This is a genomic window from Almyronema sp., assembly GCF_052168255.1.
GTDB lineage: Bacteria > Cyanobacteriota > Cyanobacteriia > Phormidesmidales > Phormidesmidaceae > Sphaerothrix > Sphaerothrix epifaneia.
Genome location: NZ_JBQLZL010000002.1, coordinates 17,346 through 35,969, shown reverse-complemented (window position 1 = coordinate 35,969; position 18,624 = coordinate 17,346). Strand labels below are relative to the sequence as shown.

At 48.7% G+C, this 18,624-nt stretch carries 29 protein-coding genes; 14 read left to right on the top strand and 15 right to left on the bottom strand.

Annotated elements, in window-relative coordinates:
* From rplF to rplC, 15 genes are all read right to left on the bottom strand, one after another.
* Entirely contained in the window at nt 1–540 is a 540-nt protein-coding gene (gene rplF, locus ACTS3T_RS00295; RefSeq protein ID WP_377965551.1) for a 50S ribosomal protein L6, read from the bottom strand.
* Between the two features lie 73 nt (nt 541–613).
* Complete coding sequence (gene rpsH / locus ACTS3T_RS00290) at nt 614–1,015, bottom strand: 30S ribosomal protein S8 (RefSeq protein WP_377965549.1); 402 nt, start codon at nt 1,013–1,015, stop codon at nt 614–616.
* Between the two features lie 25 nt (nt 1,016–1,040).
* The gene (rplE, locus tag ACTS3T_RS00285; RefSeq protein WP_377965547.1) at nt 1,041–1,586 is read right to left on the bottom strand and encodes a 50S ribosomal protein L5; all 546 of its coding nucleotides are present in this window, start codon (nt 1,584–1,586) and stop codon (nt 1,041–1,043) included.
* Nucleotides 1,587–1,652: 66 nt separating this feature from the next.
* Nucleotides 1,653–2,000 carry a 50S ribosomal protein L24 gene (gene rplX, locus ACTS3T_RS00280; protein WP_377965545.1) on the bottom strand — a complete coding sequence of 116 codons (348 nt, stop codon included), beginning with the start codon at nt 1,998–2,000 and terminating at the stop codon, nt 1,653–1,655.
* Between the two features lie 5 nt (nt 2,001–2,005).
* Nucleotides 2,006–2,371 (bottom strand): 50S ribosomal protein L14, encoded by a 366-nt coding sequence (gene rplN / locus ACTS3T_RS00275; RefSeq protein WP_346291816.1) that lies wholly within the window; start codon nt 2,369–2,371, stop codon nt 2,006–2,008.
* 34 nt (nt 2,372–2,405) lie between these two features.
* Nucleotides 2,406–2,657 (bottom strand): 30S ribosomal protein S17, encoded by a 252-nt coding sequence (gene rpsQ, locus ACTS3T_RS00270; RefSeq protein ID WP_377965542.1) that lies wholly within the window; start codon nt 2,655–2,657, stop codon nt 2,406–2,408.
* A gap of 11 nt (nt 2,658–2,668) precedes the next feature.
* The gene (gene rpmC / locus ACTS3T_RS00265) at nt 2,669–2,920 is read right to left on the bottom strand and encodes a 50S ribosomal protein L29 (RefSeq protein WP_377965540.1); all 252 of its coding nucleotides are present in this window, start codon (nt 2,918–2,920) and stop codon (nt 2,669–2,671) included.
* Between the two features lie 4 nt (nt 2,921–2,924).
* Nucleotides 2,925–3,344, bottom strand: coding sequence for a 50S ribosomal protein L16 (gene rplP, locus ACTS3T_RS00260; protein ID WP_377965538.1), 420 nt, complete (start codon nt 3,342–3,344; stop codon nt 2,925–2,927).
* A 69-nt stretch (nt 3,345–3,413) separates the two neighbouring features.
* A complete protein-coding gene (rpsC, locus tag ACTS3T_RS00255; protein ID WP_377965536.1) occupies nt 3,414–4,145 on the bottom strand; it encodes a 30S ribosomal protein S3 in 732 nt (243 codons plus the stop codon).
* 49 nt (nt 4,146–4,194) lie between these two features.
* On the bottom strand, nt 4,195–4,557 hold the full coding sequence (gene rplV, locus ACTS3T_RS00250; protein ID WP_377965534.1) for a 50S ribosomal protein L22: 363 nt from the start codon (nt 4,555–4,557) through the stop codon (nt 4,195–4,197).
* Between the two features lie 26 nt (nt 4,558–4,583).
* Complete coding sequence (gene rpsS, locus ACTS3T_RS00245; protein WP_377965532.1) at nt 4,584–4,862, bottom strand: 30S ribosomal protein S19; 279 nt, start codon at nt 4,860–4,862, stop codon at nt 4,584–4,586.
* 72 nt (nt 4,863–4,934) lie between these two features.
* On the bottom strand, nt 4,935–5,798 hold the full coding sequence (rplB, locus tag ACTS3T_RS00240; protein WP_377965530.1) for a 50S ribosomal protein L2: 864 nt from the start codon (nt 5,796–5,798) through the stop codon (nt 4,935–4,937).
* A 73-nt stretch (nt 5,799–5,871) separates the two neighbouring features.
* Nucleotides 5,872–6,177, bottom strand: coding sequence for a 50S ribosomal protein L23 (locus ACTS3T_RS00235; protein WP_377965528.1), 306 nt, complete (start codon nt 6,175–6,177; stop codon nt 5,872–5,874).
* Nucleotides 6,170–6,802 (bottom strand): 50S ribosomal protein L4, encoded by a 633-nt coding sequence (gene rplD / locus ACTS3T_RS00230; protein WP_377965526.1) that lies wholly within the window; start codon nt 6,800–6,802, stop codon nt 6,170–6,172. The genes ACTS3T_RS00235 and rplD overlap by 8 nt, the downstream gene beginning before the upstream one ends.
* Before the next feature lie 71 nt (nt 6,803–6,873).
* The gene (gene rplC / locus ACTS3T_RS00225; protein ID WP_377965524.1) at nt 6,874–7,512 is read right to left on the bottom strand and encodes a 50S ribosomal protein L3; all 639 of its coding nucleotides are present in this window, start codon (nt 7,510–7,512) and stop codon (nt 6,874–6,876) included.
* Between the two features lie 486 nt (nt 7,513–7,998).
* Between rplC and ndhN the strand changes: the two genes are divergently transcribed.
* From ndhN to prfA, 14 genes are all read left to right on the top strand, one after another.
* Nucleotides 7,999–8,466 carry an NAD(P)H-quinone oxidoreductase subunit N gene (ndhN, locus tag ACTS3T_RS00220; protein WP_377965522.1) on the top strand — a complete coding sequence of 156 codons (468 nt, stop codon included), beginning with the start codon at nt 7,999–8,001 and terminating at the stop codon, nt 8,464–8,466.
* 250 nt (nt 8,467–8,716) lie between these two features.
* A complete protein-coding gene (ldpA, locus tag ACTS3T_RS00215; protein ID WP_377965520.1) occupies nt 8,717–9,874 on the top strand; it encodes a circadian clock protein LdpA in 1,158 nt (385 codons plus the stop codon).
* 96 nt (nt 9,875–9,970) lie between these two features.
* Nucleotides 9,971–11,803, top strand: coding sequence for a R3H domain-containing nucleic acid-binding protein (locus ACTS3T_RS00210; RefSeq protein WP_377965601.1), 1,833 nt, complete (start codon nt 9,971–9,973; stop codon nt 11,801–11,803).
* Nucleotides 11,804–11,927: 124 nt separating this feature from the next.
* Nucleotides 11,928–12,338: a photosystem II protein Psb27 gene (gene psb27 / locus ACTS3T_RS00205; protein WP_377965518.1), complete on the top strand. Its 411-nt coding sequence runs from the start codon at nt 11,928–11,930 to the stop codon at nt 12,336–12,338.
* A gap of 150 nt (nt 12,339–12,488) precedes the next feature.
* On the top strand, nt 12,489–12,602 hold the full coding sequence (rpmJ, locus tag ACTS3T_RS00200) for a 50S ribosomal protein L36 (protein WP_346291802.1): 114 nt from the start codon (nt 12,489–12,491) through the stop codon (nt 12,600–12,602).
* 108 nt (nt 12,603–12,710) lie between these two features.
* Entirely contained in the window at nt 12,711–13,085 is a 375-nt protein-coding gene (gene rpsM, locus ACTS3T_RS00195; protein WP_377965515.1) for a 30S ribosomal protein S13, read from the top strand.
* A 214-nt stretch (nt 13,086–13,299) separates the two neighbouring features.
* Nucleotides 13,300–13,692: a 30S ribosomal protein S11 gene (gene rpsK / locus ACTS3T_RS00190; protein ID WP_377965513.1), complete on the top strand. Its 393-nt coding sequence runs from the start codon at nt 13,300–13,302 to the stop codon at nt 13,690–13,692.
* A 144-nt stretch (nt 13,693–13,836) separates the two neighbouring features.
* Nucleotides 13,837–14,784, top strand: coding sequence for a DNA-directed RNA polymerase subunit alpha (locus ACTS3T_RS00185; RefSeq protein WP_377965511.1), 948 nt, complete (start codon nt 13,837–13,839; stop codon nt 14,782–14,784).
* 108 nt (nt 14,785–14,892) lie between these two features.
* The gene (rplQ, locus tag ACTS3T_RS00180; RefSeq protein WP_377965509.1) at nt 14,893–15,243 is read left to right on the top strand and encodes a 50S ribosomal protein L17; all 351 of its coding nucleotides are present in this window, start codon (nt 14,893–14,895) and stop codon (nt 15,241–15,243) included.
* 20 nt (nt 15,244–15,263) lie between these two features.
* Nucleotides 15,264–16,145, top strand: coding sequence for a tRNA pseudouridine(38-40) synthase TruA (gene truA / locus ACTS3T_RS00175; RefSeq protein ID WP_377965507.1), 882 nt, complete (start codon nt 15,264–15,266; stop codon nt 16,143–16,145).
* Between the two features lie 37 nt (nt 16,146–16,182).
* A complete protein-coding gene (rplM, locus tag ACTS3T_RS00170; RefSeq protein WP_377965506.1) occupies nt 16,183–16,641 on the top strand; it encodes a 50S ribosomal protein L13 in 459 nt (152 codons plus the stop codon).
* Nucleotides 16,641–17,054, top strand: a complete 414-nt coding sequence (gene rpsI, locus ACTS3T_RS00165; protein WP_377965504.1) for a 30S ribosomal protein S9 — start codon at nt 16,641–16,643, stop codon at nt 17,052–17,054. The genes rplM and rpsI overlap by 1 nt, the downstream gene beginning before the upstream one ends.
* A 96-nt stretch (nt 17,055–17,150) precedes the next feature.
* Nucleotides 17,151–17,396 carry a 50S ribosomal protein L31 gene (gene rpmE, locus ACTS3T_RS00160; RefSeq protein WP_377965502.1) on the top strand — a complete coding sequence of 82 codons (246 nt, stop codon included), beginning with the start codon at nt 17,151–17,153 and terminating at the stop codon, nt 17,394–17,396.
* 94 nt (nt 17,397–17,490) lie between these two features.
* Nucleotides 17,491–18,594: a peptide chain release factor 1 gene (prfA, locus tag ACTS3T_RS00155; RefSeq protein WP_377965500.1), complete on the top strand. Its 1,104-nt coding sequence runs from the start codon at nt 17,491–17,493 to the stop codon at nt 18,592–18,594.
* Nucleotides 18,595–18,624 lie beyond the last annotated feature (30 nt).

The window sequence follows — 18,624 nt, the reverse complement described above, 5'->3', positions numbered from 1 at the left end:
CTATTTCTTCCCTGCCTTGCCAGCCTTGCGTCTAACTACTTCACCCGCATAGCGAACACCTTTGCCCTTGTACGGCTCAGGTGGGCGAGTAGCTCGAATCTTGGCAGCTATATTGCCAACGATTTCCTTGTCGATACCGCTAACCATGACGTTCGTGTTGCCATCAACTGCAAACTGAATGCCTTCAGGCGGATCAAATTGAACAGGATGACTGTAGCCTAAGCTTAAGGTCAGTGTTCGGCCTTGAACCTGAGCACGATAGCCAACGCCCTGAATTTCCAAACGTTTTTGAAATCCTTGAGAAACCCCTTCTACCATATTGGCTAACAAGGTTCGACAAAGACCATGGCGCTGACGGCAGGTGCGAGAGTCATTGTTGCGGACGACGACCAGCGTATCGCCCTCTTGAGTGACGCTAACACCCGTTGGCAATGTTCTACTGAGTTCCCCTTTGGGCCCCTTGACAACAACATGCTGACCGTCGATAGCAGCAGTGACCTTATTAGGCAAAGGAATGGGGCGTTTACCAATCCGAGACATAATGAATAAATACTCCTCCTAAACGGCGATCGCCTGCAGCGATAAAGTGCTGACATTGAGGAATGGCAATACCCTACCAGACATAGCAAAGAACCTCTCCACCAATACCCTGACGACGAGCATCTCGATCCGTCATGATGCCACTAGAAGTCGAAATGATAGCAATGCCGATACCTCCTAAAACCCTAGGAAGTTCTTTGCGGTTGGAATAGACCCGCAAACCAGGTTTGCTCACCCGAGTCAGATTTTTAATAATAGGCTCACGGGTTTTGCCCCTATACTTTAAGGACACAACTAGAGAACGCTTCACCCCTTCTCCCGCTTCATCAAAGTCAGCAATGAAGCCTTCTTCCTTTAGTACATGAGCAATACTGCGAGTCATCTTGGTGGATGGAATTTCTACTCGCTGATGCCGCGCTAGGGTCGCGTTTCGAATGCGCGTTAGCATGTCCGCAATGGTATCGTTAGCCGCCATAATCCTCTCTATCTGTAAAGTTTGCCTAGTTCTCCCGGAATGGCATTCCCATTTCCTTCAGCAAGGCGCGTCCCTCTTCGTCGGTGTGAGCGGTTGTCACAATAGAGATGTCCATGCCTCGCACCTGATCGATGCTGTCGTAATCAATTTCAGGAAAAATGAGTTGTTCCCGCAGACCTAACGTGTAGTTACCGCGACCATCAAAACTTTTAGAGCTTACACCACGAAAATCTCGAATTCGGGGAAGCGTTAGATTGATCAGGCGATTGAGAAACGCGTACATCCGCTCAGAACGAAGGGTTACCATCACGCCTACGGGCATACCTTGACGTAACTTGAAGCCTGCAATTGCCTTTTTAGCCCGAGTTACTACAGGCCGCTGACCTGTAATCTTTGCCAATTCGTTGACAGAAGACTCTAGCGCTTTGGCATTTTGAGAAGCTTCGCCCAGTCCCCGATTGACCGTCACCTTGATCAGCTTAGGAACTTGGTGAATGTTGCTGTATTGGAATTCTTCCATCAGCTTGGGAACTATCTTTTCGTAATATAGGGTTTTGAGCTGATCAGTCATGCTGGTTTCTACCTTTCCCTGGGCTTGGTCAGGGGTTTTCTATCAGTTACTTTGCTATTTCTGAGGCTAGTCAATAATTTCGCCTGTCTTTTTGAGCATGCGTACCTTACGCCCTTCTGCCGTAAAGGTATAGCAAACCCGGCTAACTATTTTTTCCTTTTCGGAATACAGCATTACATTGGAGCTGTGAATCGGAAATTCAGAGGTGACTATTTGCCCCGACTCACCTTCTTGGCGAGGTTTGACATGCTTAGTCCGTATATTGACGCCTTCTACAATAATCTGGCTTTGTTTGGGCAAGACAGATATAATTTCGCCTACCTTGCCTTTGTCACGACCTGAGATAACCTGTACGGTATCTCCTTTTTTGACATGCATTTTTTGCCGAGTAGACGGTTTTTGCTTAGGTTTCATAACGATTACAGTACCTCCGGAGCCAAGGACACGATTTTCGTAAAGCTCTTATCGCGCAGCTCCCGCGCTACTGGCCCAAACACACGCGTACCTCGAGGATTACCTTCGGGATTAATAATCACTGCGGCATTGTCATCAAAGCGGATACTCATGCCACTGCTCCGGCGTAACCCTTTGCGGGTTCGCACCACGACAGCTCGAACAATATCTGACTTTTTGACGGCCATATTGGGAATGGCATCTTTGACAACAGCAATGATGACGTCTCCTACATTGGCGTAACGACGATTGCCACCAAGAACCCGAATGCACATCAGCTTTCGTGCCCCGCTGTTGTCAGCTACATTGAGAATAGACTCTTGTTGAATCACGGTTTGCCTCCTTCCTTAGCTATACCTCAGAGAGCTATGCCTCAGAGGCCCGATCAAGAATATCTGCCACAATCCAGCGCTTAGTCCGGCTGAGCGGACGAGTTTCGCGAATACGAACGCGATCGCCCGAACGACATTCGTTTTCTTGGTCATGTACCTTGTAGCGCTTAGTGCGAACCATAACCTTTTTGTACTTAGGGTGAGGAACACGGTTCTCAACTATCACCACAACGGTTTTGTCCATTTTGTCGCTGACTACGAGGCCAACTCTTTCCTTAACTGCCATCTGCTTGACTCCTATTCCTCACTTGTGGCAGACCCAGGTTCTTGGTCTGAAACGCTTGTCGCTGTCAGCTGTCGCTGTCGCTGTATGGTCATCATCTGAGACAACCGATGATTCGCATGTTTGAAACGATGAACCTCAGTTTCTAACTGGCGAGTTGCTTTTTGAAAGCGTAGTTGAAAAAGCTCTCGCTTTACGGCAACAATTTCATCGGCTAATTCTTGGTCACTGAGCTTTCTCGCATCTTCAATCTTGGGAAGTGGCATCCGCTTAAGTCTCCTTTACATCTCGCGTGACAAACTTAGTTTTAAAAGGAAGCTTGAAAGAGGCAAGACGCATAGCTTCTCTTGCTGTCTCTTCAGGTACGCCAGCAATTTCAAAAATAATGCGTCCGGGTTTAACCACCGCTACCCAAAACTCAGGATTTCCCTTACCAGAACCCATACGGGTTTCAGCTGGTCGCATAGTGACAGGCTTATCTGGAAAAACTCGAATCCAGATTTTGCCGCCCCGGCGAATATAGCGAGTCATGGCTCGACGACCGGCTTCGATTTGACGAGAAGTTAACCAGGAAGGCTCAATAGCTTGAAGGGCGAAATCACCAAAATTTAGTTCACTACCCCGCTGAGCCATACCTCGCATACGGCCGCGGTGTTGCTTACGAAACTTTGTTCTCCTTGGACTTAACATGATTTACCACTACATAGATTTCAATGCTGGACAGCCAAAGCTAGCTGCAGACTTGAGGTTGTTTCTAACTCAACCTTCGTTGGAGCGATCCTCAAACTGCTGGCGTCGCCGTTGCTGACGTCGCCGCGGTTGAGCATTATTGTTGGTAGGTTGTTCTTCCTGGCCTGGAATAACTTCGCCTTTGAAGATCCAGACTTTAATTCCCAGAACACCGTAAATTGTCTGAGCAGTACAGTAGGAATAATCTACGTTTGCCCGTAGGGTATGTAGCGGCACCCGACCTTCACGCGTCCATTCAGTTCGGGCAATTTCAGCGCCGTTAAGACGACCACTTACCTGAATCTTAATGCCTTCAACCCCGGCTCTTTGAGCACGCTGAATCGCCTGACGGACTACGCGACGAAAGGAAACTCGTCGCTCTAACTGCTGGACGATATACTCTCCCACCAAAGCCGCGTCTGCATCAACTCGAGCGACTTCGACGACATTGATGCGAATTTGACGGTTGTTGTCGCGCAGAACTTTTTGCAAACCTGCTCTCAAAGATTCAATGCCTGTTCCCCCTCGACCGACTACAACACCTGGTCGAGCAGTCTTGATCTCTAAATCAATCTGGTCGGCTTTCCGCTCAACTCGAACTTCGGAGATACCAGCGTTGTTTAGATTTTTTTCAATATATTGACGAATTTTATGGTCTTCTTGGAGTAGATCTGGATAGCGCGTACTGTCGGCATACCAACGAGAACGATGGTCTTGAACGACTCCTAAACGGAACCCAGTTGGATGGATCTTCTGTCCCACAGGTATATCCTCTAATCAGCTGAAAGCATAAACACAAATACAAAGCTTTTTAATCTGGATCAGCTGTAGGTGCTACAGCGATCGTAATGTGACAAGTTGGCTTACGGATTTGATAAGCCCGCCCTTGGGCACGGGGGCGAAACCGACGCAAAGTCGGCCCTTGGTCAGCATAGGCCTCACTAATCACTAGGCTTGCAGGGCTGAACCCCTGATTGTGCTCAGCATTAGCAACCGCAGAGCGCAACACTTTAAGAATTGGCTGACAAGACCGATAAGGCATGAACTCTAAAATAATTAGAGCCTCCCGATAAGAAAGACCTCGAATCTGATCTAGTACCCGCCGCACTTTATGCGGCGACATTCGAATGTATCGGGCAACGGCCTTTACCTGTGCAGACGTATCAACAGCCATTTCTTTTTCTACTCCACTCAATGCTTCTATCGACGAGCTTTCTTATCGCTTTTGGCATGGCCCCGAAAGGTTCGAGTTGGGGCGAATTCGCCTAGCTTATGGCCAACCATCTGCTCACTCACATAAACGGGCACATGCTGCCGACCGTTGTGAACCGCAATCGTATGGCCAATCATTTGAGGCAGAATTGTTGACGCTCTAGACCAAGTCTTGATAACTTGCTTTTCGCCTTTAGCGTTCAAGGTTTCAACTTTTTCCAAAAGATGATCGGCAACGAAAGGACCTTTTTTTAGAGAGCGAGACATAAATTCACCAATTCAGCAGGGTTGCGTTTAGTAAGGTTTGATGGGCGAGACAGCCAGATAGTGAACCAACGCTTATGCGTTGCGCCCACCTCGGCCTCGCTTAGAGGCTCGACGACGGCGACGAACGATCAGCGCATTACTTGCTTTCTTCTTCTTGCGAGTTTTAAGACCTAATGCTGGCTTACCCCAAGGCGTGACTGGCCCGCTGCGACCAATTGGGGCACGACCTTCACCACCGCCGTGGGGGTGGTCAACGGGGTTCATCACGCTACCCCGAACCTCTGGCCGTCGCCCACTCCAGCGCTTGCGTCCAGCTTTACCCAGTGTGACGTTGCGGATATCGGCGTTGCCGACTTGTCCGATTGTGGCATAGCACTCTCGTCTAATCATGCGCACTTCGCTAGAAGGTAGCTTGAGAGTAACGTAGTTCCCTTCTTTCGCCACAAGCTGCGCAGAAGTCCCTGCTGCTCTTACAATCTGGCCGCCTCGCCCCGGAATTAACTCAACGTTATGAACTTGAGTTCCTAACGGGATGTTGGATAGTGGCAAAGCATTGCCGATCTCTAAGTCTGCATCCGGCCCTGAGATTACGGTTGAACCTACTGCTAGGTTGGCAGGGTGAAGAATATATCTTTTTTCACCATCTTGGTAATGCAGCAACGCAATCCGAGCATTCCGATTGGGATCGTACTCAATCGAAGCCACTTTGGCTGGAATGTTGTGCTTGTTCCGTTGAAAATCGATAACCCGATAGAGCCGCTTGTGCCCTCCACCCCGATGACGACAGGTGATGACGCCGCGATTGTTACGGCCTTTAGCACGATGGACAGAACGGGTTAAAGATTTTTCCGGCTCATTGCGAGTAATTTCCGTGAAATCCGAAACAGTCCGCTCTCGGGTTCCGGGCGTGTATGGCCGATATGAACGGATTCCCATGACTCAAACCCTCGTTTGCACTACCTAACTTCAGCTAACTAAAATCGTAAAAATATTATTGATAGCAACACCGCTATACGTCAGGGAATAGCGTGATTGTGTCACCACTCGCCAACGTCACGACGGCTCGTTTGTAGGTAGGCTTGTACCCGGTAAAACGACCAAAGCGACGTTGCTTGCGAGGAGGATTAATCGTACTAACGCCTGTTACTTTGACATCAAACAGCATTTCAATTGCTGCTTTGATTTCTGGCTTAGTCGCTTTGGGAGCAACTTCAAACGTATATTGATTATCTTCTAGAAGCAGAGTCGCTTTTTCAGTCACAATTGGCCGACGGACGATATCTGCTAGAGTTCCAGGATCGAAAGACTTAGTCACTGTAAACCTCCTGAATTTTCTCAAGGGCGGATGCCGTTACCACCAAGCTATCTGCTAACAGCAGATCATAAACGTTGAGACTTGTCGCCGAGATCAGCTTTAAGTTGGGTACGTTGCGAGCAGATAGATAGACGCTCTCTTGCAGATCGGAGACAATTAGCAAAATCTTGCTATTTGGATCAATATCCCAACGGGCGATCGCTTGCATCAGTTCCTTTGTCTTGGGCCGAGATAGCTGATCGACAAACTCTTCGACAACCACGATATCTTCAGCTCGACTTTGAAAAGCTGTCCGTAAAGCTAAGCGCCGCTCTTTGCGATTCATCTTAACTTCGTAGCTACGGGGTTTGGGGCCAAAGATAACGCCACCCCCTCTCCATAGGGGAGAGCGACTAGATCCGGCTCGCGCCCGCCCTGTCCCTTTTTGCCGCCAAGGTTTACGTCCTCCACCTCGCACTTCAGCGCGAGTTTTGGTTGAAGCAGTCCCCTGACGAGCATTGTTCATTTGTCGAACCAGCGCTCGGTGCACAATGTGGGAAGCATTTTCTTCTTTGGCAACTTTGAGTTCAAAAGCTGCTGTCCCAACTTCCTGACCTTGCCAGTCACGTATTACACAATCAACCATGATTCTTTCTATCCATCTCTCAAGTGGCACTGACGCTACTGGCCAGACTCAGAAAATCTAAAAACCAAACTCTACTTGCGCCCTACGCGATTGGTAGGCGCGATGCTCAGCAACGCCCCTGGCTTTCCAGGTACTGCGCCTTTGATCAGAATTAGGTTACGCTCAGCATCTACTTGAACCACCGTTAACTTGCGAATAGTTACTTTTGCAGATCCCATTTGCCCAGCCATGCGCTTACCTGGATAGATCCGGCCTGGTGTGGTTCCAGCACCTGTCGAACCTGGTAGTCGATGGTTCTTGGAACCATGAGACATCGGCCCGCGCTTGAAGTTATGACGTTTTTGGTATCCGGCGAAGCCGCGACCAATACTTGTGCCTGCAATATCTACAAGCTGACCCGCTTCAAAGCGATCTGCTGTTAGCTGTTGCCCTAGCTGAAATTCGTCTGAGTCTGTTATGGGGTACTCCTGCAAATGACGAAGGGGCGGAGCCTCAACTTTTGCCAGATGACCCAATTCAGGTTTGTTCAGTGCTTTAGCAGCCACCTCTTTATAGCCAATTTGCACGGCAGCGTAACCGTCAGTTTGCTTGGTTTTGATCTGAGTAACAATGCAGGGTCCGGCTTGAATCACCGTGATTGGAATTGCATTACCCGCCTCATCAAAGATTTGGGTCATGCCAAGTTTTGTACCAAGAATACCAACAGACACGATGAACTCTCTCCGTTTTTACACAGTTAGAGGTTGCAGCCTACTTGACATAGTCCGCAAACCAAAACAGGACACTTTTATAGGAACCTACATCAACTGTTTAAACAGAGCATATAGGCTTAGTCACTACAGTCACTCAAACCTGACCAGACTTACCTGCTCAAGAATAAAGAAGTCGCTCAAACAGCAAATATGCGGTCAAAAATGGTAAGTAGTCACCTGGACTTGGACAGATGCACCGCCCAGTATCCGTTTTTGGCGACAATTAAATAGCTTACTTGCTAGAAAGCGCTTTGTCTAGGGGGGTGGCTTTTTTTCTGGAGTTTTTTCTTTAAGCGTGAGTTTTAAGCCTAACAGCAAAGTGAGTAATTGGCAGCATCTCTACAGCCAGCTAGATGAGATTCTCCAAGGACTGCGCCAAGGTAGGTGATATATGTAAGATTGTGTAACTACAAAACTTGATAAGCTACTCGCTTGCAGCTACTTATGTCATTACTGATCACAGGTAAGAAGTTTATTCGGCAGCTAGAGCAGTCGGGTGCATTAGCTGTCAAAGTTCCTTTAGAAGGGGGCTTTGAGGGGCGTTATCAGCGTCGTCTAAGAGCCGCAGGGTATGAGACGTTTAGCGTCACGGCTCGAGGGCTGGGAGATCTCTCTGCTTACTTAACTGGCATTCACGGTGTCAGACCGCCTCACTTGGGCAAAAAGACGACAGGCCAGTCTGCGGCGGTTGGATATATCTATTATGTACCCCCGATTCTTGGCTATCGGATGGATACTTTGCCACCCCAAGCTAAGGGATTACTGGTTTGGATTTTAGAAGGGCATATCCTTTCTACCCAAGAAGTTCAGTATCTAGCTAGCCTGCCAAAAATTGCTCCACAAGTGAAAGTTGTTGTTGAGATGGGAGGCGATCGCGCTTTTAGCTGGATGCCGCTGGAGCAAGCGCTTTAAGGCGATTTAGTGCCGAGTAAAAAGCCGATGGTGCCGAGCAGTAAATATTTCTTAACTTTAGGAGAAGCTGAGGGCTGCATTTTTAGAAATAGCTGCTCGGTCTAGATGTAGTGATAAAACGGCTGTTCACGCTTTTTTGACGCTGTAGCTAGATCTGAGCGATCGCTTCCTAGCTTTTCAAAGCTGCGATTTAATCCAAATAAACTGCTGCGATCGCCTCATTTTCGCTGTAACCCACTAGCATAGAAGGGTGAGCAAACTGTATTCTCCTTTGACTGCCCTTAAGGAAGGTCACTGGTTTAAGCTTATTTGCGGCGCCAGCTATCAGCACCTTCCTGCTGTAAGAAGTTTAACGTTGGCCTATGCGTTGGCTGGTGCTGACTGCATTGATGTCGCGGCAGATCCGGCTGTCGTTGCCACTGCTAGAGAGGCTCTCAACGTTGCCGAGAAGCTTTCAGCAAAAGTTAATAGCTCAGCTCATCATTTATGGGTGCCCCCAGCGCGACCCTGGCTGATGGTCAGCCTGAACGATGGCGAAGATCCCCACTTTCGCAAGGCTGTTTTTGAGTTTAGTGAGTGCCCTACAAGCTGCGATCGCCCCTGTGCAACGCTCTGTCCTGCCCAAGCCATCACATTTGCTGGTGAAGCGAGTGGCTTTTCGGGTGTGGTTTCAGAGCTTTGCTATGGCTGTGGCCGTTGCCTGCCTGTTTGTCCTAGCCAGCAGATTTCTACCCAAGCTTATGTATCCACACCTGCTGCTGTAACCGCTTCGATTTTGGCAGGTGTGGATGCAATCGAGATTCACACTCAGGTAGGGCACGAAGCTGACTTTGAGCGGCTGTGGCAGGCCATTCGGCCTCAATTATCTCAGCTTCAACTGGTAGCTGTGAGTTGCCCCCAAGGGGCGGGGCTGCTAGATTACCTGCGGCATCTTTGGCAGATTATGCAGCCCTTAGATATTCCATTAATCTGGCAAGCAGACGGTAGACCTATGAGCGGGGACATCGGTAAAGGGACTACCCAGGCCGCCATCAAGCTGGGTCAAAAGCTGTTAATGGCTGATCTGCCCGGATACATTCAGCTAGCAGGGGGAACCAATCAACACACGGTACCCAAACTGCGATCGCTTGGTCTTTTACCATCCCCTCGCCGCGCTCGGTCTGAACCTGCGATCGCTGGTGTTGCCTATGGTAGCTATGCACGTTCGCTACTGCTGCCTGTTCTTACTCGCTTAGATTGGCTCCTATCTGCTGAGATAACTTCAGCAGATAGGAAGCGCATGGCTCACCTAGAAGACGTACCAGCCCTGCTCACACAAGCCATAGACCTGGCTACTGCTTTAGTCAGCCCGCTCAAATCCCAAGTCTCCCTTAGTTGTCCTCCTTTTGCTCAGTCAGATGCGACTTAATCTGCTTTCCCCAAACGTTTTGGTCTTCAGCCCTCATTTCACTAATTTATAGACTACAGACTTATGGTCAGTCCGAACGGTGATACTGCTTCCGAAATGAACTCCATCGAGACTCCTCCAGAACAAGCTTTCGCTTCGGTTCCTGCCGAAATGATTACGGATGACCTAGATCGCTTGATTGAAATTCTCCCTCTGGATCTTCGACAGGTTGTAGAACACCATCCTCAACGTAACCAGCTAGTTGAAATCGTTATGGATCTAGGGCGACGGCCTGAAGCCCGTTTTCCTGAAGGTGCTGAATACTTATCGGCAGCCGTCGTTTCAAAAGCTGACTTGACTTATTGCATTGATCACATTAGTCATTTCAGCGGCGACAACCGGGCTGGAATCGAGCAAACGCTTCATCGCATTAGCGCCATGCGCAACCGTTCTGGAGAAGTCATTGGCCTTACCTGCCGCGTTGGTCGCGCTGTCTTTGGCACGATTGGCTTAATTCGAGATTTGGTTGAAACTGGTAAGTCGATTTTGATGTTGGGGCGTCCAGGCGTTGGTAAAACGACAGCACTCAGAGAAATTGCTCGAGTCTTAGCCGATGACTTGCTCAAGCGAGTGGTGATTATCGACACATCTAATGAAATTGCTGGGGACGGTGATATTCCGCATCCTGCTATTGGCCGCGCTCGTCGTATGCAGGTAGCCCAACCAGAGTTACAGCATCGGGTCATGATTGAAGCGGTAGAAAACCACATGCCCGAAGTAATTGTTATTGACGAAATTGGCACCGAGTTAGAAGCATTAGCTGCTAGAACGATCGCTGAAAGAGGCGTACAGCTAGTCGGGACGGCTCATGGCAATCGCATTGAAAACCTAATCAAAAACCCTACGCTTTCTGATCTAGTCGGCGGTATTCAGTCAGTTACGCTTGGGGATGATGAAGCGCGTCGCCGGGGAAGCCAAAAAAGCGTTTTAGAGCGTAAAGCCCCTCCCACGTTTGAAATCGCGGTGGAAATGATGGAGCGCCAACGCTGGATCATTCATGAAAACGTTTCAGAGACGGTGGATATACTGCTGCGGGGAAGACAGCCCAATCCTCAAGTTCGAACTTTGGGTGAGAATGGCAAAGTCAAAATCACTCACGAACTGCCTAGTGGTTTGAATGAATCATTAATTCAGCCGCGATCGCGTGCTAACGGCCATCGGGGTTGGCGAGCTTCTGGACGAATGACCCCAGTGGCAACTAGCTCAACCTTATCAAGCACTGCATATCCCAAGCTAGATCGAGGTAGTCAGCCAACCACGCCCGATCAGCAAGCCTTCGAGCAATCTATTAATGAATCTATTCCAGAAGACAACTTTACTCAGATCCAAGACATTTTGTCCTCACCTGAGGAGGTATCACCGAGGTTTGGCCCCCCAGGAGAAGACATTGTCCAAGTTTATCCTTACGGCATCAGCCGCCATCAGCTAGATCAAGTCATTCGTACCTTACATCTGCCTATTGAACTCACCAAAGATCTAGACAGCTCGGATGCGGTTTTGGCTTTGCGCTCTCATGTTAAAAACCACTCCAAGCTACGTCATGTGGCCAAATCACGGCAAATTCCAATTCAAACTGTCAAGTCCAACAGTGTGCCGCAAATTATTCGGGCTTTGCAACGCTTGTTAGATATTGAGGAACCTAACGGACTGGCAACAGCCACCAATCTTGAACTGTTCTCGCGCAATGGTTCTGACGATGAACTAGAAGCTTTAGAAGAAGCTCGATTAGCCGTTGAACAAATCGTAATTCCCAAGGGGCAGCCTGTAGAATTGCTCCCTCGCTCGGCTAAAGTACGCAAGATGCAGCATGAGTTAGCTGAACACTATCGGCTAAAGTCTTCTAGCTTTGGCGATGAACCGAACCGCAGATTGCGTATTTATCCAGCTTAAGGTTTTGCAACACTAACCAAAATTTTTGGGTAAGGCCGCAGGCTAAGATCAGCAAAGTATGCAATTACAGAAACAGCGCTTGGGCTAAGCTAAAGCCTATCCACCTTGTTTTCGTTGAGGTTTTATGAGAAAACTTTTGTCTTATCTATTTGCACTTGTTTTAGTCTTTTCAATTGGTCTGACAGGTTGCAGCTCAAACACTGCTAGCTCGGCCAATGGTCTAACGGGCAACTACCAGCAAGATACGTTAGCCCTGATCAGCAGCTTAAGGGAAGCCATCAATTTACCGAGCGATGCCCCTGAAAAGAGCGCTTCAGAAGCCGAAGCTAAGCAAATCATTAACAAATTTGCCTCACGCTATCGTCGGGATAATTCAGTTGCTACCCTCAGCTCCTTTACCACCATTCGTACTGCGCTTAATGCGCTAGCAGGGCACTATAGCTCTTATCCCAATCGACCTATTCCTCAAAAGCTAAAAACTCGATTAGAGCAAGAGTTCAAGCAGGCAGAAGCAGCCCTCAGGCGGGAATCTTGACAACCTAGCCATATAACTGAAGCTCGCTGCCAAGACGTAGCGAGCTTTTTAATGGCTTAATGACCGTTAAATTTTAAATTGGTTTGACGAATCTGTAATCAATTTAGTAGGATAGTCATTCTGTAGTAAAGTGCAAAGAAGAATCTGGACATGAAAGTCCGTCCCTCTGTTCGAAGGATGTGCGAAAAATGCCGCGTCATTCGTCGTCGTGGTCGCGTCATGGTTATTTGTTCTAACCCAAAACACAAGCAGCGTCAGGGTTAGTCACTTTTCGTTTTGGCTACGAGTCAAGTCTGAAAAGTTTCGCTTTCAATTTCAAGAGGTTGCTGAACCTCGTTTAGGGTAACGATTTAAGTTTTTGGAGATGAACCTGTGGCACGGATAGCTGGCGTTGACCTTCCACGGGACAAACGCATAGAAATTGGGTTGACGTATATTTACGGAATTGGGCTGAGTCGATCTCACGAAGTTTTGGCCAAAACAGGTGTAAATCCTGACACCCGGGTCAAAGAACTCAGCGACGAAGATGTCGCCAAACTGAGAGAAGCTGTCGAGAACGACTACCAAATTGAGGGTGACCTCAGACGCTGGGAAAACATGAACATCAAGCGTCTGATGGATATTGGTTCTTATCGAGGCCGTCGCCACCGTGCTGGATTGCCCGTTCGAGGGCAGCGGACTCGTACCAATGCCCGAACTCGGCGAGGGGCTCGTCGCACCGTAGCAGGTAAGAAGAAGGCCAAATAAGGCTGGGTTTGGAGTTTGCTGGCAACAAAAGCGAGGTATTGCTGCCTGATCAGCAAGCCTAACCTGTAAAAATTTCTGGTGAACGATTAGGGGCAATACCTTTCAGTCACTTTTACGTTTTTGACTCAAGTTTGCTTTAGTTCACTCGTATTGATTAGGCTTGCCCAGCACTTAAACCGTTCAACTTAGATTCACTGAATTCTATCTAGAAGTTATGGCGAAACCAACTAAAAAGTCAGGCGCTCGTAAGCAAAAAAAGAACGTTCCCAGTGGCGTTGCCCATATTCAATCTACATTTAACAACACGATTGTGACGATCACCGATACCAACGGTGAAACAATATCTTGGGCCTCCGCTGGATCGAGTGGCTTCAAGGGCGCTAAGAAAGGAACCCCATTTGCGGCTCAAACGGCAGCTGATGGTGCTGCACGTCGGGCGATGGATCAGGGTATGAGACAGATCGAGGTAATGGTGAGTGGACCAGGGGCGGGTCGTGAAACCGCTATTCGAGCGTTACAAGGAGCGGGGTTAGAGATTACTTTAATTCGCGATGTTACTCCAATTCCCCATAATGGCTGTCGCCCACCTAAGCGTCGTCGCGTCTAAGTGAAGCTTTTGCTCAAGAAGTGCAAGGGCGTCAACGAATACAGGTTTGCACCGAGTGCCTGGATTCCTAAAGTTACCAAAAAGCTAGAGTCGAACTTCTAACAAGTCGTAAGTTAGAACTGCAAGGAAAAGGGAGGCCGCGCCGTGGCACAGTTTCAGGTTGAATGCGTAGAATCAGTTATTGAAGACGATAACGGACAATATAGTCAGTTCGTCATTGAGCCTTTAGAGCGGAGTCAAGGAACGACAGTAGGAAATGCGCTGCGTCGAGTGCTACTGTCTAATTTGGAAGGTGCCGCAATTACCGCCGTTCGCATTGCTGGAGCAACCCACGAGTTTTCAACTATTCCGGGGGTTCGTGAGGACGTCTTGGATATTCTGCTGAATATGAAGGAAGTTGTCCTGCGTAGCTATTCAAGCCAACCCCTGATTGGTCGAGCTGTGGTTCATGGACCTGCTACGGTGACTTCGGGGGATTTTGATTTGCCTGCGGATGCTGAGCTGATTAACCCTAATCACTATATTGCTACGGTTGCCGAAGGTCACACTTTGGAAATGGAGTTTAAGGTAGAGAAAGGCCGGGGCTACCGAGCGATTGATCGTTCGCGGGATGATGCTGCTGCCCTAGACTTCATGCAAATAGATGCGATCTTTATGCCTGTCCGTAAGGTTAACTATACGGTTCAGGACGCTATGGTTGCTGGGTCACTAGAAAAAGATCGGCTCGTAATTGATATTTGGACAAATGGTAGTTTGACGCCTCAAGAGGCGATGAGTCAGGCGGCGGCTATCTTGGTTGATCTGTTCAATCCTTTGAAAGACGTTACCCTTGAACCTTCTCCAGAAGAAGAAAAGGAAAGCGAAGATCCGACCAATCAAATTCCAATCGAAGAGCTACAGCTTTCAGTGCGGGCATATAATTGCCTAAAACGAGCTCAGATCAACTCTGTTTCAGATTTGTTGGATTATAGCCAAGAAGACTTGCTGGAAATCAAGAACTTTGGTCAAAAATCAGCAGAAGAAGTGATTGAAGCTCTGCAGGTGCGCTTAGGGATTACGTTGCCGCTAGAAAAACCTGCTAAGTCTTCTTAGTTTTGTGCTTTGTCCCTTCAGGCAAGTTGGTCTGAAGGGATTTTTCCCGAAGCAACTGGAGCTTCGGTTTTTTTATGAGTTGTTGATCTGTTTCTGAAGTGAATTATTATGCGTCATCGTCGTCGTATCCCAAAGCTTGGTAAACCTGCCGATCAGCGTAAAGCGCTTTTGCGATCGCTAACGACAGAACTTATTCGCCATGGTCGTATTACAACTACCAAGGCTCGGGCTAAGGCTGTTCGTTCTGAAGCAGAGCGAATGATTACTCTGGCCAAAGAAGGATCTCTGGCCGCGCGTCGGCAAGCGATGGGCTATCTCTATGACAAGCAGCTAGTTCATGCGTTGTTTGATCAGGTACCTGATCGCTACAGCGATCGCAGTGGTGGCTACACTCGCATCTCCCGCATGGTTCGCCGTCGAGGTGACAATGCTGAGATGGCCGTCATTGAACTAACTTAAGCGTAGTTGAGTCAGCTGGGATGTCGCCGACTTTGGATAACATTGCTAAGCAAATTCGAGCCGAGCGCAGTGGCTGCTGGGACCAGTCACAGCGGATTGCTTTGGTTATCCAGTATGTTGGTACGCATTTTCACGGTTGGCAGCGGCAGCTCAATCAGAGAACTGTTCAAGGCGATATTGAGCAAGTCCTGCAAGTTGTTTTGGGCTATCCGGTTACCTTACATGGTGCGGGCCGAACGGATGCAGGGGTTCATGCCGCTGCTCAAGTGGCCCACTTCGATGCGCCTAAAATTATTCCAGCCAATCGGTGGGCGGCGATTTTGAATCATCGTTTGCCATCAGATATTGTTGTGCGGGCATCGGCTGGTGTTGAAAGTGACTGGCATGCGCAATTCTCGGCTCAGTGGCGGCGATATCGCTATACGTTCTACACCGATTCTCGGCCCAACTTATTTGTTAGCCCTTATGCTTGGCATTATTACTATCAGCCCCTAGACGAAACCGCCATGCGGGCGGCTCTAACCCCTTTGATAGGGCATCACGAACTTACAGCTTTTCATCGAGCTGGTTCTGGTAGAGCCCATTCTTGGGTAGACATTCAGGCTACAGAATGTTATCGCCGTAATAGTTTTCTGTATATTGAACTGCAAGCAAGCGGTTTTCTCTATGGGATGGTACGGCTGATGATGGGGCTACTGGTTCAAGTGGGCCAAGGGCTATGCTCTCCAGCCGAGTTTACGAAGCTGTGGCAAAGTAAACGGCGTGATTTGGTGAAATACTCGGCTCCAGCCCAGGGCTTGTGCCTTTTGAGAGTGGGGTATCCTAAATTTCCGTTTCCGGCCGAAATCTGGTTTGATACACAGCCTCAATTTTGTCTGGCACCTATCCCTACAGCTGTCTGACCTTTGACCTCTAAGTTTGATTATTAGCGAGATACCGATGTCTATTAAAACCTACGTTCCATCCCAAGAGTCTATCGAGCGCAACTGGTACGTTGTGGATGCCGCTGACCAACGGCTAGGCCGTCTAGCCACCGAAATTGCAGCGATTCTCCGGGGTAAAAACAAGCCCACGTTTACGCCGCATATGGATACTGGCGACTTTGTGATTGTTGTTAACGCTGAGAAAGTTGACATCACTGGCAAAAAGCGGGATGAAAAGCTTTATCGACGCCATTCCGGTCGTCCGGGTGGAATGAAAACCGAAACGTTTGCGCAGCTACAAAGCCGCATTCCTGAGCGCATTATTGAAAAAGCAGTTAAAGGGATGCTGCCGAAGAATAGTTTGGGTCGCAAGCTTTTTACCAAACTAAAAGTTTACACCGGGCCGGAACATCCCCATCAAGCCCAAAAACCTGAAACCCTTGAGATCAACACCATTCCAGGAGGAGATAGATAATGCAAGCCACCGATCAATCAGAACGTGCTGTGTATTGGGGTACCGGACGACGTAAATCAGCGATCGCTCGGGTGCGGTTGGTGCCCGGTAGTGGCCAGATGGTCATTAACGGTAAGCCCGGTGAAACTCACCTACAGGGTAATCCAGCTTATTTATCAGCTGCTAAAGCGCCGTTAGAAACCCTGGGTCTGGAAAATGACTATGACATTTTGGTTAATGTGCATGGCGGGGGGCTGACGGGACATGCTGATGCTATTCGCCTAGGCGTAGCCCGCGCTTTGTGTGAGCTAGATCCCGACAATCGCAAGCCGTTGAAAATCGAAGGATATTTAACCCGCGATCCCCGCTCTAAAGAGCGCAAAAAGTATGGTTTGCGTAAGGCTAGAAAAGCACCGCAATACTCCAAGCGCTAAGTTTTCCTTGGCCCAGCTAGCGCTGAAGCGGTGTCGCTACAATAGGGGCAAGGGCTATGAAAGCTATTGTTGTTCAACTTTGATGACGGTTTAAAAATGCCCAAATCTGACATTCACCCTACCTGGTATCCGGATGCCAAGGTTTACTGTAACGGTAAGCTGGTAATGACTGTAGGTTCAACCCAACCTGAACTAAGCGTTGATGTTTGGTCAGGCAACCATCCTTTTTATACAGGGACTCAAAAGATTATTGACACTGAGGGACGGGTTGAGCGCTTCTTACGCAAGTACGGCATGATGGATAGCAGCCAAGAGCAAAAGGGCGACGCAGCAGAGCAATAGCTTTTGCGATCGCAGTTTTGACGTCCGAGTGGTTGATCAATCACTCGGAGATTTTTCGTATCTGACGTTTTGTTGTCTGAGTGTGGGCAGTGCCATGGCTGAAACTTATCTACTTGAAAAGCTCAATTCGGTTGAACAGACTTTTACTGAGCTAACGCGACGTTTAGCCGATCCGGATGTGGCTAAGGATCCCGATGAGTTTCAGCGCATTGCCAAAGCTCGGGCTTCACTCGAAGAAACGGTGACAACCTACCACACCTGGCAGCAAGCTCAAGCAGAACTCAAAGGGGCTCGTGAGGTCTACAAAGAGTCAGCTAGCGACCCGGAGCTAAGAGAAATGGCTGCTTTAGAGGTTGAAACGCTTGAGCATCAGAGTGAGACACTTGAAAATCAGCTCAAAATATTGCTACTGCCCCAAGATCCCAATGACGATAAAAACATTATGTTGGAAATTCGGGCAGGGGCTGGAGGCGACGAGGCCAGTATTTGGGCGGGCGACTTGGTGAGGATGTACTCGCGCTATGCAGAAGGGCAAGGCTGGCGAGTGAAGATGCTAAGCGAATCTTTGGCGGATATGGGTGGCTTCAAAGAAGCAATTTTAGAGATTCAAGGCGATCGAGTCTATAGCAAGCTCAAGTTTGAAGCAGGTGTTCATCGGGTACAGCGAGTGCCAGTGACAGAAGCTGGTGGGCGAGTTCATACGTCAACGGCGACGGTAGCCATTATGCCTGAAGTAGATGATGTCGAAATTGACATTGATCCGGGTGAGGTTGAGATTTCGACGGCTCGTTCAGGCGGGGCGGGTGGTCAAAACGTCAACAAGGTTGAAACGGCAGTTGATCTTTTCCACAAACCTACAGGCATTCGCATTTTCTGTACAGAAGAGCGATCGCAGTTACAAAACCGAGAACGCGCGATGCAGATTCTTCGAGCTAAGCTCTACGAAATGAAGCTGAGGGAGCAGCAAGCAGAAGTGACCTCCATGCGGCGATCGCAGGTAGGAACAGGCGCTCGTTCTGAGAAAATTCGTACCTACAACTACAAAGACAATCGCATTACTGACCACCGCCTCAACCAAAATTTTTCGTTAGCCCCCGTTTTAGAAGGGGATGTCGAAACCTTGATTCAATCATGCATTTCCCAAGACCAGCAAGAGCGGCTAGAGGAGCTAGCAGCCTCAAATTCGGCGGTCGTTTAAGCCGTTTCTGTTAAATATCTGGCGGGAAGG

Coding starts and splice junctions, on each gene's coding strand:
- rplF (WP_377965551.1), bottom strand. CDS start 540: ATGTCTCGGATTGGTAAACGCCCCATTCCTTTGCCTAATAAGGTCACT.
- rpsH (WP_377965549.1), bottom strand. CDS start 1,015: ATGGCGGCTAACGATACCATTGCGGACATGCTAACGCGCATTCGAAAC.
- rplE (WP_377965547.1), bottom strand. CDS start 1,586: ATGACTGATCAGCTCAAAACCCTATATTACGAAAAGATAGTTCCCAAG.
- rplX (WP_377965545.1), bottom strand. CDS start 2,000: ATGAAACCTAAGCAAAAACCGTCTACTCGGCAAAAAATGCATGTCAAA.
- rpsQ (WP_377965542.1), bottom strand. CDS start 2,657: ATGGCAGTTAAGGAAAGAGTTGGCCTCGTAGTCAGCGACAAAATGGAC.
- rpmC (WP_377965540.1), bottom strand. CDS start 2,920: ATGCCACTTCCCAAGATTGAAGATGCGAGAAAGCTCAGTGACCAAGAA.
- rplP (WP_377965538.1), bottom strand. CDS start 3,344: ATGTTAAGTCCAAGGAGAACAAAGTTTCGTAAGCAACACCGCGGCCGT.
- rplV (WP_377965534.1), bottom strand. CDS start 4,557: ATGGCTGTTGATACGTCTGCACAGGTAAAGGCCGTTGCCCGATACATT.
- rpsS (WP_377965532.1), bottom strand. CDS start 4,862: ATGTCTCGCTCTCTAAAAAAAGGTCCTTTCGTTGCCGATCATCTTTTG.
- rplB (WP_377965530.1), bottom strand. CDS start 5,798: ATGGGAATCCGTTCATATCGGCCATACACGCCCGGAACCCGAGAGCGG.
- rplD (WP_377965526.1), bottom strand. CDS start 6,802: ATGGTTGATTGTGTAATACGTGACTGGCAAGGTCAGGAAGTTGGGACA.
- ndhN (WP_377965522.1), top strand. CDS start 7,999: ATGTCATTACTGATCACAGGTAAGAAGTTTATTCGGCAGCTAGAGCAG.
- ACTS3T_RS00210 (WP_377965601.1), top strand. CDS start 9,971: ATGAACTCCATCGAGACTCCTCCAGAACAAGCTTTCGCTTCGGTTCCT.
- psb27 (WP_377965518.1), top strand. CDS start 11,928: ATGAGAAAACTTTTGTCTTATCTATTTGCACTTGTTTTAGTCTTTTCA.
- rpmJ (WP_346291802.1), top strand. CDS start 12,489: ATGAAAGTCCGTCCCTCTGTTCGAAGGATGTGCGAAAAATGCCGCGTC.
- rpsK (WP_377965513.1), top strand. CDS start 13,300: ATGGCGAAACCAACTAAAAAGTCAGGCGCTCGTAAGCAAAAAAAGAAC.
- rplQ (WP_377965509.1), top strand. CDS start 14,893: ATGCGTCATCGTCGTCGTATCCCAAAGCTTGGTAAACCTGCCGATCAG.
- truA (WP_377965507.1), top strand. CDS start 15,264: ATGTCGCCGACTTTGGATAACATTGCTAAGCAAATTCGAGCCGAGCGC.
- rplM (WP_377965506.1), top strand. CDS start 16,183: ATGTCTATTAAAACCTACGTTCCATCCCAAGAGTCTATCGAGCGCAAC.
- rpsI (WP_377965504.1), top strand. CDS start 16,641: ATGCAAGCCACCGATCAATCAGAACGTGCTGTGTATTGGGGTACCGGA.
- rpmE (WP_377965502.1), top strand. CDS start 17,151: ATGCCCAAATCTGACATTCACCCTACCTGGTATCCGGATGCCAAGGTT.
- prfA (WP_377965500.1), top strand. CDS start 17,491: ATGGCTGAAACTTATCTACTTGAAAAGCTCAATTCGGTTGAACAGACT.